Genomic DNA, 23,699 nt, shown 5'->3' on the forward strand with positions numbered 1-23,699 from the left:
CGTTCCCGTGCGTTCCCCGTCATCGGCGGTCCGCGGCCCCGGGCCGCCGAGTCCGTCGGCCGGGGCTCTCCGCCTCTTTCTCCCGGCCCCTTCCCCATGTGCGGTTCCGGGCGGGCCGGCTCCTCCGGTTTCTCCCGGGGGCCGGGCCCCGCTCGCCGGGTCTCGTGGTCCCGGGGAGCCGGCCGCCCGGTTTTGGATGGATCGTTCCATAACATGCTAGGGTTCCCGGCATGGGAAGGCCGAGGAAGTTCGACGAGGACGAGGTGGTCGAGGCCGCCGCCCGGGTCTTCTGGGGCGGCGGCTACGACGGCACCTCCACCGACGACCTGTGCCGGGCCACCGGGCTGACGCGGAGCAGCCTGTACAACTCCTTCACCTCCAAGGAGGAGCTGTTCGTGCGGGCGCTCCGGCGCTACGCCGAGGAGCGGGCGGACCGGCAGGCCGCCCTCCTGGAGGACGAGGCCCGGCCCGGCCTGGAGCGCATCCGCGAGCTGCTCGCGATGATCGTCGAGGACGAGATGGAGGGCCGGGAGGAGGGGCGCGCTTCGGGCTGCTTCACGGTCAACACCCAGACCGCGCCGGTCCGGCGGCACCCCGCCGTGGCCGAGGTGCTCGACACCGACCGGCGCAAGCGGCTGGGCGTGCTGGAGGGGGCGATCCGGGCGGGCCAGGCCGACGGGTCCATCACCGCCGGCCGGGCCCCCGCGGAGCTGGCCTGGTACGTGAACTCGCTGGTGGGCGGGGCCCGGGTGGCGGGCCAGGCGGGCGTCGGCCGGGATGTGCTGGAGGGTGTCATGGCCACCGGCGTCCGGGCGCTGGAGCCCTGATGGCGGAGGAGAGCCCCAGGGGGTGCGGGGCGGTCCGGGAGCGTTCGCCGGGCCGGCCCCGGAGCGCCGCCGCCGGGGACGCCGGAGGCCGGGGCCCGGCGCCGTGCCGCCGAGTCGGCCGCCCGGCCCGGCGGAGGGCGGGCGGTCCCGCTCCGCCGGGCCGGGCGGCCGTCCTGCCAGGGCTCTGACGGGAAAGGCCCGGCCTCCCGGCCCTCCCCCGGTTCCCTCTGCGGGGCCGGGGCCGCCGCGGCGGTCTGCGCCCGGCCGCGCCCGTCCGCAGGGAACACGTTCCCCGCCGGCGGTCCGGGCGCGGGCGGCGTCCGGGCCCTGCGGCAGGGGCGCCGGCGGGGGCCGGAGCGGCTCCTCCGCCGCCCGTCCGGGCCGCCGACCCGTCGGCGCCCCTGATCCGACCGTGTGTGCGCTCTGCGCACTGCTGTGCCCGAATTTTGGGCAGATCATTCCAAAATCGAATCCGGCCGATCGAGAGAAAGAGGCACCCGTGCCCAGAACCGTCCACCTGATGGCCCTCGGCATCTTCGCCATGGTCACCAGCGAGTTCCTGGTCGGCGGCCTGATGCCGCAGATCTCCGCCGACCTGGGGGTGAGCATCGCCCGGGTCGGCTACCTCATCACCGCGTTCGGCCTGGCGATGGCGGTCGGCGGCCCGATCGCCGCGACCGCGCTGATGCGGCTCGCCCCGAAGACCGCACTGCTCGTGCTGTTCGCCGTCTTCATCGCGGGCAACGCGCTGGCCGCGGCGGCGCCCGGCTACCCGGTCATGCTCGCGGCGCGCGTCATCACCGGTGCGGCCTCCGGCGCCTTCTTCGGGGTGGCGGTCACCGCGGTCATCCGACTGGTCCCGGAGGGCATGCGGGGCCGGGCCACCGGTGCCGCGATGCAGGGGCTGATGGTCGGCACCCTGCTCGGGCTGCCGCTCTCCACCCTCCTCGGCGGGCTGTGGGGCTGGCGGGCCGCGTTCGCCGCGGTCGGTGTGCTGGCGGCGGCCGTCGCGCTCGCGGTGCTGGCCTTCATGCCGCCCCTGGCCCCGGCGGAGGACGCCGGCGGGCCGCGCGAGGAGGCCGCGGTGTTCCGCCGGCCGCGGCTGCTGGTCGCACTGCTCGGATCGACCTTCATCATCGGCGCGACCTTCTCCGCCTTCTCCTACTTCGCCCCGATCCTCACCGAGGTCACCGGCTTCTCGGAGGGGGCGGTCCCGGTGCTGCTGCTGGTCTACGGGGCGGCCTCGGTGGTCGGCAACGCCGTGGTCGCGCGGTTCGCCCAGTCGCACACCCGGACCGCCATCGCCATCGGCCTGGCGCTGAACGCGCTCTTCCTGGCCGGCTTCGCGCTCTTCGCCGGCGCCAAGGCCCCCGCGGTCGCCGCCATGATCGGCATCGGCCTGGTCGGCGTCACGCTCAACCCGGCGATGGCGATGCGGGTGCACCGCGCGGGGAACGCCCGCGCCCTGGTCAACACGGTCCACTCCTCCTTCATCACCTTGGGCGTGGTGCTCGGCTCCTGGTTCGGCGGCATGGCCATCGACGCCTACGGGCTGCGCGCCGCCCCCTGGATCGGCGTCGCCCTGGCCGCGGCCGGGCTGCTCACCCTGGTCCCGGACCGGCTCCGGGACCGGGGCGGCAGGTCCGGAAAGGGCGCCGCCCCGGGCGGCGCACCGGAGGCCGCCGGACCGGCGGAACCGGTCGGCGCGCAGGGGGCCTGAACCCGGCCGGCTCCGTGCGGGCGGAACGCCGCGTCCGAAAGGCGCGGTTCGGACTGCCGCAATCGGTGCGAAAGGGTTGGAAACGGGAGTGGCTGTGAACTGTGACACCGCTGTGACCAGGTGGTGTGACGCTGGCGGGTACGTGTCGCAGGGCGGACGCCGGGGCAGGCCGTCCGATCCTGGAGGGGCGTCGCCACGAGCGGCACCCTGGGACACGCCTTCTCCTGAAGCCAGAGGGGACACTCTGCAATGACCGATGCCATCCAGGCGGCCCTGGACGCCGCGTCCTCCTTCATCTGGGGGCCGTTCTTCCTCATCCCGCTGCTGCTGATCGTGGGTGTCTACCTCACCGTCCGCCTCCGCGGCCTGCAGTTCCGGGTGCTGTTCCACGCACTGTGGCTGGCGCTGGTCCGGCGCACCGAGAAGGGCGGCGCCAAGGGCGACATCTCGCACTACCAGGCGCTGAGCACCGCGCTGGCCGCCACGGTCGGCGTCGGCAACATCGCCGGTGCGGCGCTGGCCATCGGCGTCGGCGGCCCCGGCGCGCTGTTCTGGATGTGGATCACCGGCCTGCTCGGCATGGCCACCAAGTACTGCGAGGCGCTGCTCGGCGTGAAGTACCGCCGCCCCGACTCCAAGGGCGAGATGAGCGGCGGCCCGATGTTCTACCTGCGCTACGGCCTGGCCGAGAAGTTCGGCCCGGGCAGCGCCGGCGCCAAGCTCGGCGTGGTGCTGGGCTTCCTGTTCGCCCTCTTCGGCGCGGTGGCCTCCTTCGGCATCGGCAACATGACCCAGGCCAACGCGGTGGCGGGCCAGCTCGAGTCGACCTTCAGCGTGCCCACCTGGGCCTCGGGCATCGCGATGGTGGTCCTCGTCGGCGCCGTCATCCTCGGCGGGATCAAGAGCATCGGCCGGTTCGCCGCCGGGGTGGTGCCCATCATGATCATCGCCTACGTGGTCTCCGCGGTCCTGGTCCTCGTGGTGCACGTGACCGAGATCCCGGCCGCCCTGGCGCTGATCGTCACCGACGCCTTCACCGGCACCGCCGCCGTCGGCGGGTTCGCCGGCGCCGCCTTCATCATCGCGATGCAGCAGGGCATGGCGCGCGGCATCTTCTCCAACGAGTCCGGCCTGGGCACCGGCGGTATCGCCGCGGCGGCCGCCAAGACCGTTCAGCCGGTCCGCCAGGCGATGGTCTCGATGACCCAGACCTTCATCGACACCCTCGTCGTGGTCACCATGACCGGCCTGGTCATCATCGTCACCGGTGCGTGGAGCAGCCAGGCCGACACCGGCGACGGCGCGCTGATGACCAACTGGGCGATGACCGAGGCGTTCGGCGGCATCTCCCCGGCCCTGGCCCCGGTCGGCGGCTACGTGGTCGCGATCAGCCTGATGTTCTTCGCCTTCACCACCCTGGTCGGCTGGTCCTACTACGGCGAGCGGTGCCTGGACTTCCTGGTCGGCCGCGCCGCGGTGCTGCCGTTCCGGCTGCTGTTCGTGGCGGTCGTCTACGTCGGCGCGACCTCGGAGCTGAGCCTGGCCTGGACCTTCAGCGACGTGGCCAACGGCCTGATGGCGGTGCCCAACCTGATCGGCCTGCTGCTGCTCGGCGGCGTCATCGTGGCCGAGACCAAGAAGTACTTCTCCGACCCGGACTGGAAGAAGCCCGACCTGGTCGACGCGCGCAACGGCGACTGACCGCCGCGGCCGCAGCGGGGCGCCCCGGACCACCGGGGCGCCCCTTCGCGTTCCCGGCGCGGCCCCGGGCGATCGCGGGGAACGCCCCTCCAGGGCCGCGCCCCGCCGCCGCGGAGGCGGAGGAGAGGGGCGGCGGGGCGCCCTCGCGCCGCCCGCCGCCCCGCCCCTCGCCCGGCGGCGGCCCGGCCCCGGATCAGCGGACCGGGAACGGGGAGCCGCTGCGGGCCGCCTCGGCGACCGCGTCGCACGCCTCCAGCAGGGCCGGCCGGTCGTCCCCGTCCGGCAGGGCCTGGACGGCGGCGCGCATCCGGGCGGCGCGCCCGCCCGCGGCTTCGAAGCGGCCCAGCGCCAGCTCCATGCGGGCGGCCATGTCCTCCGCCTCGAGCCGGCTCCGCTCCCCGGCGGGCCCGAGCGCGGCGAACGCCTCCGCCGCGGCCCCGCACCGGCCGAGCGCCTCCTCGGTCGCGGCGACGTTGACCGCGTACTGCTCGGGGGAGTCGACCTCCTCGTCCGGCACGCCGTCGGTGCGCCGCAGGGAGAGTCGGGCCCGCTGCATGTGCGTCTGCCCCAGCTCGCCCCGGAGGCCGTCGCGCTCCTCGCCCTCCCCGGCCCCGGAGACGGCCGCCTCGTTGGCGCGCAGCGCCTCGGCCATCGCCTCCTCCGCCGCACCGGCGCCCTCCGCCTCCAGCGCCTCCCAGGCGCGGGCGCGCAGCGCGCGGACCGCCATCGCCTCCTCGCCCAGCCCCCGCCACAGCTCCAGGGCGCGCCGGTAGGCGCGGACCGCCTCGGCGGGCAGGCCCGCCGCGCTCAGCGCGCCCGCCGCCTCGTGGGCGAGCTCCGCGTGCCGGTACCCGTCGGGCCACTCCCGGGTGGCGTCCGCGGCCAGCGCGAACTGCTCGGCCGCCGCCCCGGGGTCCCCGGTCCGCCGGTGGCAGTGGGCCAGCCAGACCCGGGCCTGCACCCGCATCTCCTCGCCGTACTCCGGGCTGAGGTTCGGCAGCAGGTCCTCCAGCGTGGTCGCGGCTTCGGCGAACCGGTCCCGGGCCATCAGCGAGCGGCCCAGCTCCAGCTGGGCGGACGCGCCGGTGCCGCCGGCCCGGACGTGCAGCGACATGGACTCCAGGAAGAGGGCGCCGGCCTCCTCCGCGGAGCGGCCCTGCTCCATCAGGGCCCGGCCGAGGAGGTACGGCAGCTCGGCACGGTCCCCCGGACCGAGCAGCGCGGCCCGCTCCGGGTCGCCGTGCACGGACCGCGCCGCGGCCTCCGCGGCCTGCGGCTCGCCCCGCTCCAGCCGGAGCCGGGCGATGAGGAGCACGTCGGCGGCGGCCTGCGCCGTCCGGCCGGACTCCCGGTGGCCCTCGGCGGCGTCGGCGAACCGCAGCAGCGCGGCCTCGGGGTCGAACGGCACGGCCAGCCGGCCGCGCAGCTCGGCGACGTCGGCGATCCGGGCGCGGACCGCGGGGCCGGCGGGGAGCCCGCGCGCGAAGCCGGCCAGCCGGTCCAGGTCGGCGTCGAGCGCGGCGGCGGCCTGCGCCGGGTCCTCCTCCTCGCCGAGCAGCGCCAGCCGGAGCCGGCCCCGGAACAGCGGCACCGCGACCGCCTGCTCGCCGGTGGCCCCGCCGGCCGCGTGCAGCCGCTCCGCCTCGGCGCACAGCTCGTCCATCCGGGCGGACACGCCGTCCCGCTCGCCGGCCGCCGCCCGGACCAGGACGGCGCGGGCCCGCGCCACCACCGCCCGGCCCCGGTCGCGGGCCCGCTCGTACAGCCCGGCGGCCTCCTCCAGCGACGCGGCGGTGCCGGGTTCGGCGGGCAGGCCCAGCGCGCGGCCCTCGCCGATCTCGGCGCGCTCACCGGGGGAGGGCTCGGCGCCCGCGGCCTCGAACGCCCGCTCCGCCAGCCGCCAGGCCTCCGGGGCCGCCGGGTGCCCGGCCTCGGAGAGCCGGCGGGCCTCGGCCAGCCGCGCGGCGGGGCCGGCGCCGGGCACGGCCGGGGCGGGCGGCACCGGAACCCGCGCCTTGCGCAGGGCGGGCCCGCTCAGCCCGAGCGGGAGCTCCTCCAGCAGCGGCCCCGCGTCCATCCGGGCGCGGATCCGCTCGGAGACCGCGGTGGAGCCGTTCCGCCGGTCGTACCGGCCGGCGATGGCGAGCGCCTCGCCCCGGGCGTGCTCCAGCAGGGCGGCGCAGGTCCACTCGCGCCCCTTGGGGCCGGGGACGGGGCGGTCCCCGTGGCCCAGCTCGGCGACCCGGCGCATCAGCAGCGCGGCGCAGGCCGCCCACTCCATCAGCATCACCAGGTCGCCGTGCTGCTCCCAGCGCTGCGCCTGCTCGCCGAGGATCTCCAGCCCGCGCGCCTCGTTCCCGGTCAGCGCGCAGAACTCCATGTGCGCGGCGACGGCCTCGGTGAGCGCCTCCTCGGACCGGACCAGCCGGTAGCCGCGCAGGTGGTGGCCGCGGGCCTGGTCGGCCCGGCCCAGGCGGACCAGCGGCAGCAGCGAGTAGGAGAGCACGTAGTGCGGCTCGTGCAGGCAGCCGGCGCCGCCGTCGAGCACCGGGGCCCAGGCGTCGACGGCCGCCTCGTCCCGGTTCTGCTCCGCCTCCCACTTGCCCAGCTCGCGGACCTCGCAGGCCCTGCAGTCGGCCATCCGGTCCCGGTCGGCGGCGAGCATCGCCGACCGGGCGCGCTCGGCGCGCTCGGCGTCGCCCAGGTAGGCGGCGAACTCGAACTCCTTGCCGTGCGCCGGCCGCTCGGAGTGCCCGGCGAGCCGGTACCGGCGGAGCATGTCGGCCAGCAGCCCCTCGACGGCGTCGAGCGTCACGTCGGGGTGGCGGATGGCGTCGCCGCTCACCCACTTGAACTTCCAGTGCAGGCCGTGGACGTCAGCGGAGTCGAAGTCGTCCGGCCGCTCGTCCCACATCCGCAGCAGCCGGGAGAACGGGACCAGCATCTTGGGGCCCTCGGAGCTGAAGCTGTACGCCGAGACCAGCCGCTCCAGCGCCTTGATCAGCAGGGACCGGTCGCCGGTGGACTCGGCCTCTGCGGTGAGCGCCTCGGCCCGGGCGGTGTACGCCGGGCCGTAGGGCTCTCCGCCGAGCCGGCGGATGTCGGAGCGGATCTCTTCGCGGGAGCGGGCGGTCATCGGGCGCCTCCGGAGGGGTGGTCGGTCGGGGGCGTCTGCGGAGCGGGGGCCACCGCCCAGTCGAGCAGCTCCAGGAAGGTGCGGTTGAGCAGCGCGGAGTCGGCCGGGCGGAGCGGGCGCCGGGACATCAGCAGCGCCTGGCCGTAGAGCGCCTCGACGGCGGTCCCGGCCAGCCGGGCGTCGTCCACCCGGGCCATCCGCCGCACCAGCGGGTTGAGGTGGTTGAGCACCAGCCGGGCGCGCGGCCGGGTCTCGCGCAGCGAGCCGAGGATGCCCGCCCACAGCCCGTCCGAGGCCGCCTCCTCCTCGGCCCGGGCCCGCTCGTGGCGGGCGCCCCGGTCGTCCAGGTACAGGGCGGGGACGGAGGCGGGCCGGTAGGCGCGGAGCGAGACGTCGCAGTCGAGCCGGTCCAGGGCGCTCCGGGCGGCGGCGAGGAACGGCGCCAGCGCCAGCTCCTCCCCGCCGTCCACCGGGTCGAGGTGGGCGGTGACGGTGTCGGTGTCCAGCTCGGCGACGGAGGTGCCGGGCCGGGCGGAGGGCAGCAGCTCCACCAGCTCGGCGTCGTAGGTGTAGCCGCCGTTGACCACGCCGATGCCCTGCGCCGCGGCGATCGCCGCGACCTGGTGGAACTCCTCGGTGGTCCGGGTGTAGTGCACCACCGGGTGGCGGCGGGCGAACTCCTCCAGCGACACCCGGCCGTCGGTGGTCTCGAACGGCAGCCACGGCAGCATCGACCGGAGCATCTCCGGGTCGTGCCGGGCCAGCGACTTCACCCCCAGGTGGTGCACGGACAGGAAGCGCGCGAGCAGCTCGGGGGAGCCGGCCGCCAGCTCGGCCAGCCAGCCGCGGATCCGCTCGCCGAGCGCCTCGCGCACCGCGGCCAGGGTCTCGTCCTCGTAGAGGCCCTCCCGGGACGCGGTGGGGTGCAGCCCGTCGGTGTCCAGCACGCACCGGACGAAGAACGCCCAGTCCGGCAGCAGCCCGTCGGCGCGCTCGGTGAGCAGCATGCCCTTGAGGTGCACCCGGTGCGCGCCCTGCTGCGACGGGCTGACCGACTCGGGCAGCACGTAGGCGACGCCGCGCACCCCGGCGAGCGGCACGTCCAGCTCGATCGCGTCCAGCGGGGCGAAGCCGAAGACCTCCGCGCAGTGCGCGGCGAACGCGGCCCGCCGGTCGTCCGGCCCGGCGTGCGGCCGGTCCCACACCGGCCGCTCGTTGACCGGCTCGCCGCCGACCCGCACGTCGTAGCGGAGCAGCGAGCCGAAGTGCCGGGCCAGCTCGGCGACCCGGCCGGCCTCCAGCCACTCGCCGGCGCCGGGGCGCGCGACGAGGTGCACCGTCGTCCCGGGCTCGGGGCGCGCCTCCCCGGGGAGGGTGCGCACCGTGTAGGAGCCGTCCTCGCGGGCCCGCCACTCCACCGGCGGCGCCTCGGGGTCCCGCGCGGAGCGGCTGACCACCCGGATCTCCTCGGCCACCACGAAGCAGGCGAGCAGCCCGATCCCGAACTGGCCGAGGAAGTCCGCCCGCGCCGTCTCCAGGCCGCCCCGCTTGGAGCTGCGCCCGATGGTGGCCAGCAGGTCGTGCACCTCGGCCTCGGTCAGCCCGATCCCGGTGTCCTCGACCCGCAGCTCGCCGTCCCCGGGCAGCAGCCGGACGGCCGCCGGCGCACCGGGGTCGGCCGCCCGCCGCGCGGTGATGGCGTCCACGCCGTTCTGCAGCAGCTCCCGCAGGTAGACCTTGGGGCTGGAGTAGAGGTGGTGCGAGAGCAGGTCGACCAGTCCGCGCAGGTCGACCTGGAAGGTATGCGACATGTCCTCGATCCTCGGCAAAGGGGGCTCACGGCGGGCGTCCGGGAACCGGGCCCGCGCCGCCGCGCCCCGCCGTCCGGCGGGGCGCCGTGCAGGGACGTCCTACCTGCCCGGTGGGACAGGCGGCGAACCGGGGGACGGACCGCCCGCCGTTCCGGCGCGACACCCCTCCCGGCCGCACGGGCCTTCCGCGCCTGGGACGGCCCGGAAACCGCCCCGGTTCCCCGCCCCGGGAGCGGGGACATGCCCTCCCGGCCTGTTCTCCGGCCCCTCCCCGGGAGAACGCCCCGCCGGCCGGGCAGGGGAGGAGACGCGCGGAGGCGGAGCGGGGACGCTCCGGGCCGGAGAGGAGAAGGGGCGCGCGAGGCGGGCCTCCGGGACGGAGAAGGCGGCGGCCTCCGGTGCCGGGGAGGTCGCGGGTGGGCCGCGGTGGGGGCGGAGGGCGGCCGGGTGCGGGCCCGGCCGTGCGCCTCGTGGTGGCCCCAGCAGGATTCGAACCTGCGACACCGGCTTTAGGAGAGCCGTGCTCTGTCCCCTGAGCTATGAGGCCTTCGGGGACCAAGGGTAGCGGAGGACGGCGGGAGGTGCTGCACCACCGGGGAAGGCGGAGGGGAGGGGCGGCCGGGGCCGGGCTTTGAGTACTCTTTCCCCTATACGGTTGTCATCGCCCGCGCGTGACATGTGCCACATTCGAATGCGTGCGCCGGTGCGGGCGGTGCGCCGGGGCGGCCGCCGCGTGCGGTCGGCTGGCCGGGGCACGGTGGTGACCTGGGAATCCGCGAGGGCATGCGGCCGGGACCGGGAAGAGCGGTCCGCGGTCACGCTCGGCGGATCATGCCGACACGTCCGGTTGTGGACTTTGTAGTACCTTGCCATGCGGCCACGCCAACGTCCGAAGATCCGAAACAGGCAGTCCGGAGGACCAGGTGCCGTTCTTTCGCGTATCGCCGCGGTCGACCGACCGCGGTTCGAGAGGCGGATCCGGTTCCGTGCTCTCCCTCTCCGAGGGGGCGCGGTCCCGCGCGGCGCGCGGTGTCGTCGTGGTGCTGCTGCTGGCGCTGGTGCTGATCCCGGCGGGCGAGGGCGCGCTGGCGCCGGTCACCGCCCCCGCCTTCGCCGACGAGGACCTCGACGCGCTCGCGGAGCAGGCGGAGCAGGCCAAGGACGACCTGGAGAAGGCCACCAAGGACTACACCGACCGGGAGAAGGACCTCGAGGCCGCCCAGGACGAGCTCGTCGACACCCTGCACGACCTGCAGCAGACCGAGCTGGAGCTGAGCGACATGCGCGAGCCGCTCGCGGAGATGTCCAGCACCCTGTACAAGCAGCCCGACGCCGGCGTGCTCGGCCTGATGACCTCCGGCACCATCGAGCAGGACCTGCACGTCGACTCCTACGTCGGCAAGCTCGCCGAGGACAAGGACGCGCTCATCGAGGAGGCCAACGACCTCCGCGACGAGCAGGTCGAGCTGACCAACCAGGCCCAGCAGCTGCAGTCCGAGACCCAGCTGGCCAAGGTCGAGCTCCGGGACGACCTGGACGCGCTCAAGGACCAGTCCGAGGAGAGCACCGACGCGCTCACCAAGGAGCTGAAGGACCGCGGGCTGGACGTGGACGCCTACATGGCCGGCGTGGAGTGCGACGCGGAGAAGGGCAAGGCCGCCAAGGACTACCCCAACGGCCTGCTGCCGCAGGGCGCGCTCTGCGAGCTGCCCCAGGGCGACCACTTCCTGCGCGCCGACGCCGCCGTCGACTTCATGAAGATGGACCAGGCCTACCAGGAGCAGTTCGGCGGGCCGATGTGCATCACCAGCTCCTACCGCGACCTGCCCAACCAGCACCGGGTCTACGCCGAGCAGCCGCCCGGCAACGCCGCGGTCCCCGGCACCAGCAACCACGGCCTGGGCCAGGCCATCGACCTGTGCGGCGGCGTGCAGAACCAGGGCAGCCCGCAGTTCAACTGGCTGGAGGCCAACTCCAAGGAGTACGGGTGGTTCCACCCGGCCTGGGCCTACTCCAACCCGTTCGAGCCCTGGCACTGGGAGTACGAGCGGTAGGCGCCCCCGCCCCGGGCCGCCGCTCGTCAGAGGGCGGCCGGGAGCGCCCGGGCGGGTGGGGGCCGCCCGCCCGGAAGGCGCCCGGCGGGCCCCGCAGCGGCCCGCGCGCAGGCGCGGTCAGTCGACCGCGACCGGCTTCTCCGGGGCGATCTCCGAGGTGCAGCCGGGGCAGCGGTCGGCCTGCCGGCTGATCGGGCTGAAGCAGCGCGGGCAGTCCCGGGTGGCCGCCTCCTCCTGCTTCGTCAGCCGCTCCATCAGCTTGCCGACCGGCAGCACCACGAAGAAGTAGAGGATCGCGGCGGTCAGCAGGAAGCCGATCGCGGCGTCGATGAACGCCCCGTACATGAACCGGCTGCCGTTGATCTCGAAGTAGAGCTCGCCGAACTGCGGAACGCCGCCGAAGATGCCCAGCAGCGGGGTGATGAACCCTTCGGTGAACGCGGTGATCAGGTCGGAGAAGACGGCGCCGATGACCACGGCGACCGCCAGCTGCACCAGGTTCCCCTGGAGCAGGAACTTCTTGAAGCCGTCCAATGGGCCTCCTTCTGTACGTCCGGAGCGCGGCCGGAACACGGCTCCGCCCGGCACCGGGGCGCCGGGCGGAGTGGAATGCGCCGAACAGGATTCACTACGGTACGTCGAGGGTCAACCGCGAATGGTTAAAACGACCGCTCCGGCCTGGGAGTACCCGGCGAGCCGCCGCGCCTCGGCGGCCGTCGCGGCGACCACGACCAGCGCCCCGGGGGAGCCGCCGACCGCCCCGCCGGGCGGCTCCGGGACCGCGATCACCGGGCGGTCCTCCGCGACGACCCGGGCCGGCGGCGGCCCGCCCGGGCCCCCGTCCAGCACGGGGACGGCGGCCAGCAGGTCGACCCGGGAGCCCGGTTCGACCAGGGCGGCCGCCCCGGCGTCGGCGATCCGCACCGGGACGGCGACCAGGCCGGCGCCGTAGTCGGCCGCGGGCGGGTCGGCGAACCGCGCGGTGGTCAGCACCTCGCCGCGGCGCACCGGGCCGGTCAGCGACCGCCCGGCGGGGTCGCTCTCCGCGGGCAGCGCGCCGTCCGGCACGGCGCCCCGGGGGAGTTCGCGCACGGCGGTGTCGGCCGCGCCGACCGGCGCGCGGGGCGAGAGGTCCCGCGCGGCGACCAGGACCGGTTCGACGGGTTCGGGGGCGGGGCGCAGCACCAGCAGCGCCCCGGCGAGGGCGAGTGCGGCACACGCGCAGCCCAGGGCCCCGCGGTGCCGGGCGACGGCGAGGGCCGGTCGGTACGGCATGCCCCGCAGGCTAGGGCGGCCGGGGCCGCGGCGGGGAGGGGCGGTTCCGCCCCTGTGGACGGACGGCCGCGGACGGGGCGCGGGCGCCCGGGGAGAGGGGCGTCCCGGCGGCGTCCGGACACGGCTGCGGCCGGCCCCGGGAAGGGACCGGCCGTGCGAGCAGGGCGGCGGGGAGAAGCGGGCAAGAGCTCTCGGCCCGCCGCGGGGGTCAGGCCTTGGCCGCCACCGGGGCGCTGGAGCCGCTGCCGGTGCTCTTCGAGGCGGCGCCGGAGGACGACGACCCGGAGGAGGCGGAGCCGCTCTTGGCGGAGTCGGAGGAGGAGTCCTTGGCGGCCGGCGCGGCGGAGTCCCCGGAGCCGGAGGGGGCCGACCCGTCGGAGCCGCCCTTCGACGACCCGGCGAGCACGGAGCTGTCCGAGCTCTTGGCGCTGTCGGTCCGGTAGAAGCCCGACCCCTTGAAGACGATGCCCACCGCGGAGTACACCTTGCGCAGGCGCCCGTCGCACGAGGGGCAGACGGTCAGCGCGTCGTCGCTGAAGCTCTGCACGACCTCCAGGGGCTCGCCGCACTCGGTGCAGACGTACTGGTATGTAGGCACGTGGTTCCTCCTTGCTGGCACTCTTGCCCGTCGACTGCCAAATAGTACGCGGTTGAGCAGCGGGGCCGCGACATCGGGGCCGCCGCAGCAGGGCGGCGGACCGCCGGTCGATGCAACGCGGCGGGAGGGCCCGCTGTTCCGCGGCGGCCGCCGGAGGCGGGGCCGGGGAGCCGGCCTCAGAGCATCCGCACCCCGCCACCGGGCGTGACGACCCCCTGTACCGGGCGGTCGTGCGGCTCCGCCGGGACCTCGTCCAGGAACTCCGTGTCGTAGATCACGCCGAGGGTGAGGGTGTTCGGCCCGACCAGGGAGAGCGCCCGGTCGTAGCAGCCCGCCCCCTTGCCCAGCCGCCGGCCGGCCCGGTCCACCGCGAGCGCCGGGCAGACCACCGCGGCCGCCCGCGCCACCGCGTCCGGGCCGTACCGCGGCCCGGTCGGCTCCAGCAGTCCGAACCGGGCCGGGGCCAGGCCGTCCGGCCCCTCGTAGGCGGCCCAGTCCAGCGCCCCGCCGGGGAGGAAGACCGGCAGCAGCACGTAGACGCCCTGCTTCCACAGCGCGGCGACCAGCTTGCGGGTGTCCGGCTCGGTGCCCACCGAGTAGTAGGCGGCGACGGTCCCGCCCATCGACAGCCGCGGCAGCACCGCGACCGCGTCGCGGATCGCCGACCCGGCGCGGTCCCGCTCGGCCGCGGTCGTCTCCTCCCGGGCGGCGAGCAGCCGCCGGCGCAGCTCGGCCTTGGGGCCCGGGGCCCGCGGGGCGGAGGGCCCGGATGCAGCGTTCATGGCGTCGAGTCTCGCAGAGGCCGCCCGGTGAGGGGGCGGGGAAGGGGCGGTGAACGCCGGGTGCCGACCGGCCCCGTTCTCCCTGGACACGGGGAGACGCCCAGGTCAGCCCACGCGCGGCGGCGCAGAGGCGGCGCCGAGGTGCCCTAGAGTTCGCTCATGATGGATAAGCGACACTCCCCGTCCGGGATCACCAAGGCCGTCGTGCCCGCCGCTGGCCTGGGAACGCGCTTCCTGCCGGCGACCAAGGCCACGCCCAAGGAGATGCTCCCGATCGTCGACAAGCCCGCGATCCAGTACGTGGTCGAGGAGGCGGTCGGCGCCGGCCTCGGCGACGTCCTGATGATCACCGGCCGGAACAAGCGCTCCATCGAGGACCACTTCGACCGGGCCTACGAGCTGGAGGAGGCGCTCCGGGCCAAGGGCGACGAGGAGCGCCTGCGCGGGGTGCGCGCCCCCAGCGAGCTCGCCCAGGTGCACTACGTCCGCCAGGGCGAGCCGCGCGGGCTCGGCCACGCGGTGCTGTGCGCCGCCGCGCACGTCGGCGACGAGCCGTTCGCGGTGCTGCTCGGCGACGACCTCATCGGCGAGCGGGAGGCGCTGCTCAACCGGATGCTCGAAGTGCAGGCCGAGCGGGGCGGCAGCGTCGTCGCGCTGATGGAGGTCGAGCCGGAGCAGGTGTCGCTGTATGGCTGCGCCGCGATCGAGCCGACCGCCGACGGCGACGTCGTCCGCGTCACCGACCTGGTGGAGAAGCCCGCGGCGGAGGCGGCGCCCAGCCGGTGGGCGGTGATCGGCCGCTACGTGTGCGCCCCCGAGGTGTTCGACGTGCTGCGCGACACCCCGCCCGGCCGCGGCGGGGAGATCCAGCTGACCGACGCGCTGCGCGAGCTCGCCCGCCGCAAACCCGACGAGGGCGGCCCGGTGCACGGCGTGCTCTTCCGCGGCCAGCGCTACGACACCGGCAACAAGGCCGACTACCTGCGCACCGTCGTCGAGTTCGCCTGCGCCCGCCCGGACCTGGCCGACGACTTCGTGCCCTGGCTCCGCGACTTCGCCCGCGAACTGCCCGACGGCGGCTGAGCGGCGCGCCGGCCGGGCCGGCGGCCGCCGAAGAGCCCGGCCCCGCCCCTCCTCTGCGATGACCTTGGCGTTGCGGGGGTATCAGAGCGCTCTGACGGCCCCGCAACGCCAAGATCACCGCCCCGGTGGTGGAATCTCCCATCGACGATCTTCTGAGAGGCCGCCGGGGATGCGGGTGATCGCCCGGTGCGGCCGCCCCGGGATTCCCCGCCCGGCCGCCCGCCCCGCCCCTGGGGCCGGGCCGCGCACGGCCCGCCACCGCCCCCCTCGCGGGGCTCCCTCCAGGGGGGCGTGGCCGTCTCGGTCCCTGGACCGCCGCTTCCCCGGACCGCGGCCGGACCCGCCGGGCGGCCGTCTCCGCCCTCGTCCGCGCCTCCGAGCGCGGCGCGGACGGGAGGGCGCGGCCTTGTGGGAGAGTCCGGTTGTACCGGCCTGCGGGGGCCGGGATGATGGCCGGGGCGGCCGGTGCCGCCCGGGCCGCGCCGGGTGCGGCCGGCGGCCGCCCGCCCCGGAGGCGGGCCCAGGGGTTCCTCGGAGGTGCATGGTGAAGAGCGTCGAGCAGCACATCGCGGACATCCTCGGGGTGGTCCGCCCGGTCGCCCCCATCGAGCTCGACCTGCAGCGGGCGCACGGCGCGGTGCTCGCCGAGGACGTGTACTCCGCCGTGTCGCTGCCGCGCTTCGACAACTCCGCGATGGACGGCTACGCGGTGCACGCCGCCGACGTCGCCGCGGCCCGGGAGGACGCCCCGGTGCGGCTGCCGGTCGCCGCCGACATCGCCGCCGGCGACTCCTCCGCGCACACCGTCCTGTCCGGGCACTGCGCCCGGATCATGACCGGGGCGCCGATGCCCTCCGGCGCCGACGCGGTGGTGCCGGTGGAGTGGACCGACGGCGGCCAGGCCGAGGTGGCCGTCCACCGGCCGGCCGCGGTCGGCGACGCGGTCCGCCCGGAGGGCGGCGACGTGCTCAAGGGCGACCTGGTGCTGCGCGAGGGCGCCCGGATCGGCGCCGCCGAGATCGGCGTGCTCGCCGCGATCGGCCGCCGCGCCGCGCCGGTCCGCCCCAAGCCCCGGGTGGTCGTCCTGGCCACCGGCGAGGAGCTGGTCGAGCCGGGCGACCCGATCGGCCCCGGCCAGATCTGGGAGTCCAACGGCTACATGCTCACCGCCGCCGCCATCGACGCGGGCTGCGCCGGCTACCGGCACGCCTTCGTCGGCGACGAGCCCGGCGCGGTCATGGCCGCCCTGGAGGACGTCCTGGTCCAGGCCGACATCGTGATCACCACCGGCGGCGTCAGCATGGGCGCCTACGACGTGGTCAAGGAGGAGCTCTCCCGGCTGGACACGGTCCACTTCGAGAAGGTCGCCATGGAGCCCGGCAAGCCGCAGGGGTACGGCACGATCGGCGAGGACGCCACCCCGATCGTCACCCTGCCCGGCAACCCGGTCAGCGCGTTCGTCTCCTTCCAGATCCTGGTCCGCCCCGCGCTGCAGCGGATGCGCGGGCTGCCGCCGGAGCCGCTGCCCACCGTCCGCGCCCGGCTGACCGAGAGCGTGGCCTCGCCCCCCGGCCGGCGCTCCTACCGCCGCGTCGTGCTGGACCGGGTGCAGGGCGGCGCGGTCGCCACCCCGGTCGCCCGGCAGGCCTCCCACCAGCTGGGCGCGCTCGCCGAGATCAACGCCCTGGCCGTGGTCCCCGAGGAGCCGACCGAGCTGCCCGCCGGCGCCGAGGCCGAGGTCGTCCTGCTGCCCCGGCCGTGACGGCGGCTACAGTCGGACCCGACCGTCCCGAAGCAGGAGAGCGCAGCGCAGCCATGTCCACACCCCACCCCTCCGGGTTCAGCCACCTCGACTCCGCGGGCCGCGCCCGCATGGTCGACGTCACCGCCAAGGAGGTCACCGCCCGCACCGCGACCGCCACCGGCCGGGTGCTGGTCTCCGCCGAGGTGATCGAGGCCCTGCGCGGCGGCACCGTGCCCAAGGGCGACGCGCTCGCCGTGGCCCGGATCGCCGGCATCCAGGGCGCCAAGCGCACCCCCGACCTGGTCCCGCTCTGCCACCCGATCGCGGTGCACGGCGCCGACGTGGAGCTCACCGTGCGGGAGGAGGACGTCGCGATCACCGCCACGGTGCGCACCGCGGACCGCACCGGCGTGGAGATGGAGGCGCTGACCTGCGTGATGACCGCGGCCCTGGGCCTGGTCGACATGGTCAAGGCGATCGACCCGGAGGCCGTCGTCACCGACGTCCGGGTCGAGGAGAAGACCGGCGGCAAGACCGGCCACTGGACGCGCTCCGGGGCCGGCCGCGGGGAGGGCGCGTGACCGCCGGGGAACCGGGCGGCGGCGCGCCGAGCGCCGTCGTCATCACCGTCTCCAACCGCGCCTCCGCCGGGGTGTACCCGGACCGCTCCGGCCCGGTCCTCGCCGAGGCGCTGCGCGGGGCCGGGCTGCGCCCCGACGGCCCCTGGGTGGTGCCGGACGGCGAACCGGTGGCCGAGGCGCTCCGCCGCGCGCTGGAGGCCGGCTACGACGCCGCCCTGACCACCGGGGGGACCGGCCTGACGCCCACCGACGCCACCCCGGAGGCCACCCGGCCGCTGCTGGCCTGCGAGATCCCCGGCATCCCCGAGGCGCTGCGCGCCCGCGGGCGGGAGAAGGGCGTCCCCTCCGCGGTCCTCTCCCGGGGGCTGGCCGGCATCGCCGAGCGGGACGGCCACCGGATGCTCGTGGTCAACCTCCCGGGGTCGCGCGGCGGCGTCCGGGACGGCATGGAGGTGCTGGCCCCGGTGCTGGTGCACGCGATCGAGCAGATGCGCGGCGGCGACCACTGACCCGCCGCCGGATGCCCGCGTCCGGCGGTGGTGGAATACTGGGGTGAGCCGCCCGAAAAGGCGTGGAGAGGCGCTCGGGCGGAACCGGAGGAGAGCACGGAAGTGAACCGGATACGCGGTTGGCCGGTCACCCTGGAGGAAGGGGAGGTCGGCCTGCGCCCGCTCCGCGTCCGCGACGCGCGGGCGCTGCGCGAGACCCGCCTGCGCAACGCCGACTGGCTGCGCCCCTGGGAGCCGACCTACCCGGAGATGCCGCTGCGCTCCTCCTCGCTCACCCCGTACGTGGCCATGCTCCAGGCCATCCGGCGGGAGGCCCGGCACGGCCTGTCCATGCCGTGGGCGATCACCGTGGGCGGGGAGTTCGCCGGCCAGCTGACGATCAGCGCCGTCGTCTGGGGCTCGGCCCGCTCCGCGCAGGTCGGCTACTGGATCGACCGGGCCCGCGCGGGCAGGGGCGCCACCCCCACCGCGGTCGCGCTCGCCGTCGACCACGCCTTCTTCGTCGTCGGCCTGCACCGGATCGAGGCGAACATCCGCCCGGAGAACGCCGCCAGCCGCCGTGTCGCGGAGAAGCTCGGCTTCCGCGAGGAGGGCGTGCGCAAGCGCCAGCTGCACATCGACGGGGCCTGGCGCGACCACATCTGCTACGCGCTGACCACCGAGGACGTCCCCGGCGGACTGCTCCGGCGGTGGCGGGCGCACCGCGACGGAAGCGCCGCGGAGGGCCGTTCCTGACCCTGGATCCCCGGTCGGCGCCCCGGTCTTCGCGACATAGCCGCCGCCCGCCCGGGCGCACGGTACCGTCGTACGGTCGGCGCCTCCGGGCGGGGCGGGCCGGGTCCCGCCGAGCCCCGCCGCGCCCCTGGCGGAGAAGGCCGGTGCAAGAAGAGGAAGACTGCAATCTCACGACACTCCGGCCCGAATACCGCGCATTTACGGACACTCGGTCGTACCGTGCGGAACGTAGACGCATCAGGGATGTCGGCAACACGTGCATACGGCGCATGGAGCACGGCGCATGGGACGCGGACCGCTGAGAGGCGCGGCCGCCGGGCCGTGAGGCGGGACCGGGGAACCGGACCGCAGCCGCACTCCGGCCGCCGTCGCCGGAGGGCCGGGTTCGAGGGGCGTCCGGGAATGTCCGATGGCCGGTGGTGCGAGGAGGGGCGATGAACAGCTCAGCCTTGTACTTGGCCATTGTCGTGGTGTGGCTGGTCGTCCTGGTCCCGATGCTGCTCCGGCGGGACGCCGCCGACCCCGACCCCGCCGCCCTGGACCGCAGCGACCCCCGGGCCGCGGACCCCGGCCCCGATGAGGACGGCGAGGAGGACGGCGACGCCCGCGCGGAGGGGTACCCGGGCGGCGCCGATGACGCCGACTACGACGAGTACCTGCCGGGCCCCGGGGCCGATGGGGGCGGCGGCCCCGCGCCGGCCTACCGGGACGGGGCCGGCCGGGAGCCGGCCGCCGGCGGCGACGGCTTTGACCCCTTCGACCCGTTCACCGACCCGGGGGAGGACCCCGACGGCCCCCTGGAGGAGGAGCCCTGCCCGCGGCCGGCCGCGCCCTCGGTCTCCCGGGCCCGGGTCATCGCCCGGCGCCGCCGCCGCACGTCCGGCCTGGGCGGCCTGCTGGCGGCCACCGCGGTCGCCGTCGCGCTCGACCTGGGCCCCTGGTGGGTGCTGGTGCCGCCGGTCCTGCTCTTCGGCGGCCACCTGGTGCTGCTGCGCGAGGCGGCCAAGGCCGACGCGGAGCGCCGCGCCGCCCTGGAGGAGCAGCGCCGCGCCGAGCTGCGCCGCGCCCGCCGGGAGGAGGCCGCCCGCCGGGCCGAGGAGGAGCGCGGCGCCGACGTCGTCGACCTGCCCGCCCCGCGCGGCCAGGAGGTCTACGACCAGTACACCGACGCCCACCAGCGCGCGGTCGGGGACTGAGGACGCGGCGGGGCCGCCCTCCGGTCCGCCCTCCAGGGTGCGGAGGGGAGGCGCTCTCCGGCACCCCGCCCCCTCCCCCGGCCGGTGCCGCAGGGGAGCGGCCGCCCGATGGCGGCCGGGCGCAGAGCCGTTCAGAGCACCTCTGCGGAGCTGCTAGAGTTTAGAACGTCTTCAGGGGCTGTAGCGCAGTCCGGTAGCGCACCTCGTTCGCATCGAGGGGGTCAGGGGTTCGAATCCCCTCAGCTCCACCTGAAGCAGAAGGCCGGTCCCGCTCCGGGGCCGGCCTTCTGCGTTTCCCGGGGTTCTCCGGAAGGGGCCGGGGGGCGCCCGCCGGGCCGCGGCCGTTCCGCCGCGCCTTTCCCGCACGCGCCGCGGTCCGCTCCGCGTTCAGCCCCGACCGCCCCGGGCAGGGCGGGGAATTCGCGTGTCGGCGTGCACCCCGGGTTCCTGCCGGGGACAATGAGCGGCGAGTGCGGGCTCGTACGCTCATGTGCCGTGAGCGGGTCGTCTTTCCCTGTGAGGTGCCCACTTTAACCTGGTGGATACGGTAAGTTCGTGGTGCGTGCCGAATTCACCCCGCCGGTCCGAACAATTCACCTGCCCGGTCCATTCGTAACCGTGTTCGGAAGGGGCGGGTTCGCCTTGGGGAACTCTTGGGTCCGGCCGGGTGATCGGGAGTATGTGCAGGTCACGCCTTTATGTGTGACGAAATTCAGCGGTGCGCACGAGACTGCCTACTGTGTCGTACTTTTCTACTACATGGGCGGAAATAGGCCTTAGATCATCATTAATATTTGCTTCTGGGCCTTGTGCGCACTGTGACCGATAGGTCATCTTATTGAACGGGGATGGACGACCAGACGAGCGAAAGGTGCGTTGTGCTGAAGAAGTTGTTCGTGACCGCGGCCATTGCCGGCGCGGTCGCCATGGGTGCCGCGCTCCCGGCCTCGGCCGATTCCGGTCCCGCCGCCTCGGAGGCCGGGGCCACCGCCCACTCCGCCGGCTGGAGCTGGCAGGCGAGCGGCTGGAGCTGGTGGGCAGGCGGCTGGAGCTGGTGGAGCGGCGGCTGGAGCTGGTGGAGCGCCGACGGGCTGACCGAGACCTCCATCGCCATCGCCGAGGACGTCGTCTCGGCCATCGAGTAACGGAACACCGATAGCGGAGCGCGCGGACCGCGAGGTACGGCCAACCGGCGGAGGCCGTAAAGGCGGACCGGCCGCTCCCCGAGAAGAAGAACCGCCGAGCCGGAAAGCGATCCGGCCCGGCGGCGCGGAGAAAGGGGCCCTGACCGGGGAAAGACCGGTCAGGGCCCCGACCCGTTTCCGGTAATGGATTTCCGGCGCCGGGCCGGGGGTAGAAGACCGGTGGACGGGGGTTCCGCGGCCGGCGGCCGCCGGGGCCTCCGACGCGAAGGGCCCCGGGCCTCCGGGCGCCGCGGACCACCGACCGGTCGAGGGAGGAACGGCGTGCCCGAGCACCCGGAGGCCGCACCCGGGCCGCAGCACCCCCGGCGTCCGCAGTTCCCGCGCGGCGCCGAATACCCCGAAGGGGAGGCCGCCCCCGGCGGCTACCAGGCGCCGGACCCCGGCTACCTGCACGGCCCGCCGCGGCCGCCCGCGCAGCCCCCCGCCCCTGCGGGCGCCCCCGCCGAAGAGGAGGAGCCCCGGGCCGCGGGGGAGCCGTTCCGGCGGTCCACCCGGGCGCGCCGCAAGCCCATCCCGGCGGTGCGCGGCGGCGGGCACGGCCGCCTGATCGCGGTGACGGTGCTGTTCATCATGGTCACCGGAGGGTCGGCGGACTACATCTCGTCCGGCTGGCGGGCCGCGCTGCACCTGCTGTTCTGGGGCGGGGTGGCCGCGGCCGGGCTGATCGCCGCCGGGCGCGAGGAGCGCAACGGCTGGGAGCCGTCGCCGCGCTGGGTGTGGCCGGCGGCCGCGGTCGGAGGGACCCTCCTCGCCGAACTGCTGATCGCGCTGTTCGGCTCGCCGGCGATCATCGCCGGCTCGGTGGCGGTGGCCGGCCTCTTCCTCTTCCTGGTGATGCTGTTCGGCTGAGGGGCGGCCGGAGGATTCCCGGTCAGGTGGCCTCGTCGTCGAACGGGGGCCGCTTGCCGTTCAGCTGGGAGGCGGGGCGCCGGTCCCCGTCCTCGTCCTCCTCGGCCTCCCAGAAGTGCTTCTGCACGAAGCGCTTGGGGTTGAGGTCCTGGACGTCGAAGTCCTTGAAGTCGGGGCCGAGCCCCTCGCGCAGGTCGTCCTTGGCGCTGTCGGCCATTCTGCGCAGCTGGCGGAGGACCCGCCCGACCTGCTGCGCGGCCTTGGGGAGCTGCTCCGGGCCGAAGAGCAGGAGAGCGAGTACACCGAGGAGGACGAACTCCCCACCGCCGATGTTGAACATGCCCTTCCTTCCCTCGGCCCCCGGCCTCACCTGCCGGTACCAGCAAACAGGTTAACCGCTCTCCGGGGAGCCCGGCACAGCGGACCGCCCCCGGTCCGGGAGGGCGGCCGGGGAGCGCAGCGGGCTAATGTTGTCCGGTATGCCCACCCCGCCGCACGGGCGGGAGGCGGGCGGGGAGGAGCACGGTGCCGGAGCCGACGATGCGCGAGCGGGCCCTGCGGATCGTCGAATCGGGATGGTTCCGCAACGGGGTGATCGCCCTCATCCTGCTCAACGCGGCCTCGCTGGGGCTGGAGACCTACGAGGCCCTGTTCACCGCCGCCCCCGAGGTGTTCTCGGTCACCGAGGCCGTCTTCGTCGGGCTGTTCGCCGCGGAGCTGGCGCTCAAAGTCTACGCCCAGGGGCGGTCCTTCTTCCGCGACCCGTGGAACTGGTTCGACGCGATCGTGGTGGGCATCGCCCTGGTGCCCTCCTCCGCGGGATTCTCGGTGCTCCGGCTGCTCCGCATCCTCCGCATCCTCCGCCTGGTCAGCGCCGTCCCGCAGATGCGGCAGATCATCGGGGCGCTGTTCCGCTCGGTGCCGGGGATGAGCACGGTCATCGGGCTGCTGCTGATCACCGTCTACACCGCCGCGGTGCTGGCCGAGAAGCTGTTCCACGACGCTTCCCCGCACTACTTCGGCGACCTGCACACCTCGCTGTACACCATGTTCACGGTGCTGACCACGGAGAACTGGCCGGACATCGCCGAGTCGGTGACCGATCGGCACCCCTGGGCCGCGGTCTTCTTCGTCGGCTACATCGTGGTGACCGCGTTCATCCTGCTCAACCTGGTCATCGGGGTGATCGTCACCGCGTTGGAGGAGGAGGTGGAGTCCCAGCGCTGGCAGGAGGACCAGGAGCTGGAGCAGGAGCAGCACGACGTGGTGATGGCCCGGCTGGAGGCCCTCTCCGAACAGGTGGAGCGGCTGAGCCGGCAGGTGGCCGACCTCGGCGGGGGGCCCGGGGCCGGAGGGAGCGCCCCCGGAAAGTGAAACAGCCCTCCGCCCGGAGAACGGGCGAAGGGCCGAGAATCGGAATCAGCAGCCGTCAGACGGACCGCACATTGGAAGCCTGCGGCCCCTTCGGGCCCTGGGTGATCTCGAACTCGACCGACTGGTTCTCTTCCAGGTTCCGGAAGCCGGTACCCGCGATCGCCGAGTAGTGAACGAACACGTCCGGGCCGCCGCCGTCAACGGCGATGAACCCGAAACCCTTCTCAGAGTTGAACCACTTCACGGTGCCCTGAGCCATTTGCTCTCCCTTTGGGGACTACAACGGGACCGCACCCTGCTGGTCCCGGGTTGCCGAGCGCCCGTCCCGAGAGCCAACGCCCCGAACGACCAGCGCCCGCGTGAAGTTCCGCGAGGCGCCGAAGCATCCGTGAAACCACAACCGCAACCAGTGGTCGAGACTACCAGCCGACATCCGGGATGCCGAGACCTTTCCGTATGAAAATCACGCGAAGGAAAAGTGGAATTTCACCCGCCCGCCGGGCCTTGTTTCCGGCGGTC

21 protein-coding genes and 2 tRNA genes are annotated in these 23,699 nt (G+C 75.1%); 14 read left to right on the forward strand and 9 right to left on the reverse strand.

The genetic code is table 11. The annotated features are described in order from the left end of the window. Positions 1–230 precede the first annotated feature (230 nt). The 3 genes from J0910_RS06150 to J0910_RS06160 all read left to right on the forward strand — a co-directional run bounded on the left by J0910_RS06150 (position 231) and on the right by J0910_RS06160 (position 4,248). Positions 231–827, forward strand: coding sequence for a TetR/AcrR family transcriptional regulator (locus J0910_RS06150; protein WP_420157551.1), 597 nt, complete (start codon positions 231–233; stop codon positions 825–827). A 499-nt stretch (positions 828–1,326) separates the two neighbouring features. Then, on the forward strand, positions 1,327–2,547 hold the full coding sequence (locus J0910_RS06155) for an MFS transporter (RefSeq protein WP_420157552.1): 1,221 nt from the start codon (positions 1,327–1,329) through the stop codon (positions 2,545–2,547). 249 nt (positions 2,548–2,796) lie between these two features. Continuing rightward, a complete protein-coding gene (locus J0910_RS06160) occupies positions 2,797–4,248 on the forward strand; it encodes an alanine/glycine:cation symporter family protein (protein WP_420157553.1) in 1,452 nt (483 codons plus the stop codon). A gap of 193 nt (positions 4,249–4,441) precedes the next feature. On the opposite strand, the gene J0910_RS06165 is transcribed toward J0910_RS06160, so the two are convergent. The 3 genes from J0910_RS06165 to J0910_RS06175 form a co-directional block, all read right to left on the reverse strand. Continuing rightward, positions 4,442–7,384 carry a hypothetical protein gene (locus tag J0910_RS06165; protein WP_420157554.1) on the reverse strand — a complete coding sequence of 981 codons (2,943 nt, stop codon included), beginning with the start codon at positions 7,382–7,384 and terminating at the stop codon, positions 4,442–4,444. Then, on the reverse strand, positions 7,381–9,195 hold the full coding sequence (locus J0910_RS06170; RefSeq protein ID WP_420157555.1) for an HSP90 family protein: 1,815 nt from the start codon (positions 9,193–9,195) through the stop codon (positions 7,381–7,383). Before J0910_RS06170 ends, J0910_RS06165 begins: the two co-directional genes overlap by 4 nt. Before the next feature lie 471 nt (positions 9,196–9,666). After that, a tRNA-Arg gene (locus J0910_RS06175) sits at positions 9,667–9,742 on the reverse strand. A 439-nt stretch (positions 9,743–10,181) separates the two neighbouring features. Between J0910_RS06175 and J0910_RS06180 the strand changes: the two genes are divergently transcribed. Then, on the forward strand, positions 10,182–11,249 hold the full coding sequence (locus J0910_RS06180; RefSeq protein ID WP_420157556.1) for a D-alanyl-D-alanine carboxypeptidase family protein: 1,068 nt from the start codon (positions 10,182–10,184) through the stop codon (positions 11,247–11,249). A 117-nt stretch (positions 11,250–11,366) separates the two neighbouring features. Here J0910_RS06180 and J0910_RS06185 read toward each other — a convergent pair whose 3' ends face one another. From J0910_RS06185 to J0910_RS06200, 4 genes are all read right to left on the reverse strand, one after another. Next, the gene (locus J0910_RS06185) at positions 11,367–11,783 is read right to left on the reverse strand and encodes an MscL family protein (RefSeq protein ID WP_420157557.1); all 417 of its coding nucleotides are present in this window, start codon (positions 11,781–11,783) and stop codon (positions 11,367–11,369) included. Positions 11,784–11,894: 111 nt separating this feature from the next. Beyond that, positions 11,895–12,524 (reverse strand): SAF domain-containing protein, encoded by a 630-nt coding sequence (locus J0910_RS06190; protein WP_420157558.1) that lies wholly within the window; start codon positions 12,522–12,524, stop codon positions 11,895–11,897. A gap of 208 nt (positions 12,525–12,732) precedes the next feature. Beyond that, a complete protein-coding gene (locus J0910_RS06195; RefSeq protein WP_420157559.1) occupies positions 12,733–13,122 on the reverse strand; it encodes an FmdB family zinc ribbon protein in 390 nt (129 codons plus the stop codon). Between the two features lie 176 nt (positions 13,123–13,298). Further along, positions 13,299–13,904 carry a 5-formyltetrahydrofolate cyclo-ligase gene (locus tag J0910_RS06200; RefSeq protein ID WP_420157560.1) on the reverse strand — a complete coding sequence of 202 codons (606 nt, stop codon included), beginning with the start codon at positions 13,902–13,904 and terminating at the stop codon, positions 13,299–13,301. 159 nt (positions 13,905–14,063) lie between these two features. Here J0910_RS06200 and galU point away from each other — a divergent pair, with 159 nt between their 5' ends. The 9 genes from galU (at position 14,064) to J0910_RS06245 (ending at position 21,806) form a co-directional block, all read left to right on the forward strand. Further along, positions 14,064–14,987, forward strand: a complete 924-nt coding sequence (gene galU / locus J0910_RS06205; RefSeq protein WP_420157561.1) for a UTP--glucose-1-phosphate uridylyltransferase GalU — start codon at positions 14,064–14,066, stop codon at positions 14,985–14,987. A gap of 544 nt (positions 14,988–15,531) precedes the next feature. Continuing rightward, the gene (gene glp / locus J0910_RS06210; protein ID WP_420161902.1) at positions 15,532–16,749 is read left to right on the forward strand and encodes a molybdotransferase-like divisome protein Glp; all 1,218 of its coding nucleotides are present in this window, start codon (positions 15,532–15,534) and stop codon (positions 16,747–16,749) included. Between the two features lie 53 nt (positions 16,750–16,802). Then, entirely contained in the window at positions 16,803–17,312 is a 510-nt protein-coding gene (moaC, locus tag J0910_RS06215; protein ID WP_420157562.1) for a cyclic pyranopterin monophosphate synthase MoaC, read from the forward strand. Then, entirely contained in the window at positions 17,309–17,821 is a 513-nt protein-coding gene (locus J0910_RS06220; RefSeq protein ID WP_420157563.1) for a MogA/MoaB family molybdenum cofactor biosynthesis protein, read from the forward strand. Before moaC ends, J0910_RS06220 begins: the two co-directional genes overlap by 4 nt. Positions 17,822–17,923: 102 nt before the next feature. Further along, positions 17,924–18,556: a GNAT family N-acetyltransferase gene (locus J0910_RS06225; protein ID WP_420157564.1), complete on the forward strand. Its 633-nt coding sequence runs from the start codon at positions 17,924–17,926 to the stop codon at positions 18,554–18,556. Between the two features lie 434 nt (positions 18,557–18,990). Continuing rightward, the gene (sepX, locus tag J0910_RS06230) at positions 18,991–19,752 is read left to right on the forward strand and encodes a divisome protein SepX/GlpR (protein ID WP_420157565.1); all 762 of its coding nucleotides are present in this window, start codon (positions 18,991–18,993) and stop codon (positions 19,750–19,752) included. Positions 19,753–19,926: 174 nt separating this feature from the next. Beyond that, a tRNA-Ala gene (locus J0910_RS06235) sits at positions 19,927–20,000 on the forward strand. A gap of 630 nt (positions 20,001–20,630) precedes the next feature. Then, positions 20,631–20,897 (forward strand): hypothetical protein, encoded by a 267-nt coding sequence (locus J0910_RS06240; RefSeq protein WP_420157566.1) that lies wholly within the window; start codon positions 20,631–20,633, stop codon positions 20,895–20,897. 321 nt (positions 20,898–21,218) lie between these two features. Beyond that, the gene (locus tag J0910_RS06245) at positions 21,219–21,806 is read left to right on the forward strand and encodes a hypothetical protein (protein ID WP_420157567.1); all 588 of its coding nucleotides are present in this window, start codon (positions 21,219–21,221) and stop codon (positions 21,804–21,806) included. Positions 21,807–21,828: 22 nt separating this feature from the next. Here J0910_RS06245 and J0910_RS06250 read toward each other — a convergent pair whose 3' ends face one another. After that, positions 21,829–22,146 (reverse strand): sec-independent translocase, encoded by a 318-nt coding sequence (locus tag J0910_RS06250; protein WP_420157568.1) that lies wholly within the window; start codon positions 22,144–22,146, stop codon positions 21,829–21,831. Positions 22,147–22,331: 185 nt separating this feature from the next. On the opposite strand from J0910_RS06250, the gene J0910_RS06255 reads away from it, so the two are divergent. Then, positions 22,332–23,180 (forward strand): ion transporter, encoded by an 849-nt coding sequence (locus J0910_RS06255; protein ID WP_420157569.1) that lies wholly within the window; start codon positions 22,332–22,334, stop codon positions 23,178–23,180. Between the two features lie 55 nt (positions 23,181–23,235). On the opposite strand, the gene J0910_RS06260 is transcribed toward J0910_RS06255, so the two are convergent. Beyond that, positions 23,236–23,439: a cold-shock protein gene (locus J0910_RS06260; RefSeq protein ID WP_420157570.1), complete on the reverse strand. Its 204-nt coding sequence runs from the start codon at positions 23,437–23,439 to the stop codon at positions 23,236–23,238. Positions 23,440–23,699: the final 260 nt, after the last annotated feature.

Source organism: Nocardiopsis oceanisediminis (assembly GCF_048595525.1).
In the GTDB taxonomy this organism is placed as follows: Bacteria; Actinomycetota; Actinomycetes; order Streptosporangiales; family Streptosporangiaceae; genus Nocardiopsis_A; species Nocardiopsis_A oceanisediminis.

Bases quoted from the DNA above. Each gene is read 5' to 3' on its own strand.
- J0910_RS06160 (WP_420157553.1), top strand. From the start codon at position 2,797: ATGACCGATGCCATCCAGGCGGCCCTGGACGCCGCGTCCTCCTTCATC.
- J0910_RS06190 (WP_420157558.1), bottom strand. From the start codon at position 12,524: ATGCCGTACCGACCGGCCCTCGCCGTCGCCCGGCACCGCGGGGCCCTG.
- J0910_RS06260 (WP_420157570.1), bottom strand. From the start codon at position 23,439: ATGGCTCAGGGCACCGTGAAGTGGTTCAACTCTGAGAAGGGTTTCGGG.
- J0910_RS06165 (WP_420157554.1), bottom strand. From the start codon at position 7,384: ATGACCGCCCGCTCCCGCGAAGAGATCCGCTCCGACATCCGCCGGCTC.
- J0910_RS06170 (WP_420157555.1), bottom strand. From the start codon at position 9,195: ATGTCGCATACCTTCCAGGTCGACCTGCGCGGACTGGTCGACCTGCTC.
- J0910_RS06150 (WP_420157551.1), top strand. From the start codon at position 231: ATGGGAAGGCCGAGGAAGTTCGACGAGGACGAGGTGGTCGAGGCCGCC.
- J0910_RS06200 (WP_420157560.1), bottom strand. From the start codon at position 13,904: ATGAACGCTGCATCCGGGCCCTCCGCCCCGCGGGCCCCGGGCCCCAAG.
- galU (WP_420157561.1), top strand. From the start codon at position 14,064: ATGATGGATAAGCGACACTCCCCGTCCGGGATCACCAAGGCCGTCGTG.
- moaC (WP_420157562.1), top strand. From the start codon at position 16,803: ATGTCCACACCCCACCCCTCCGGGTTCAGCCACCTCGACTCCGCGGGC.
- sepX (WP_420157565.1), top strand. From the start codon at position 18,991: ATGAACAGCTCAGCCTTGTACTTGGCCATTGTCGTGGTGTGGCTGGTC.
- J0910_RS06250 (WP_420157568.1), bottom strand. From the start codon at position 22,146: ATGTTCAACATCGGCGGTGGGGAGTTCGTCCTCCTCGGTGTACTCGCT.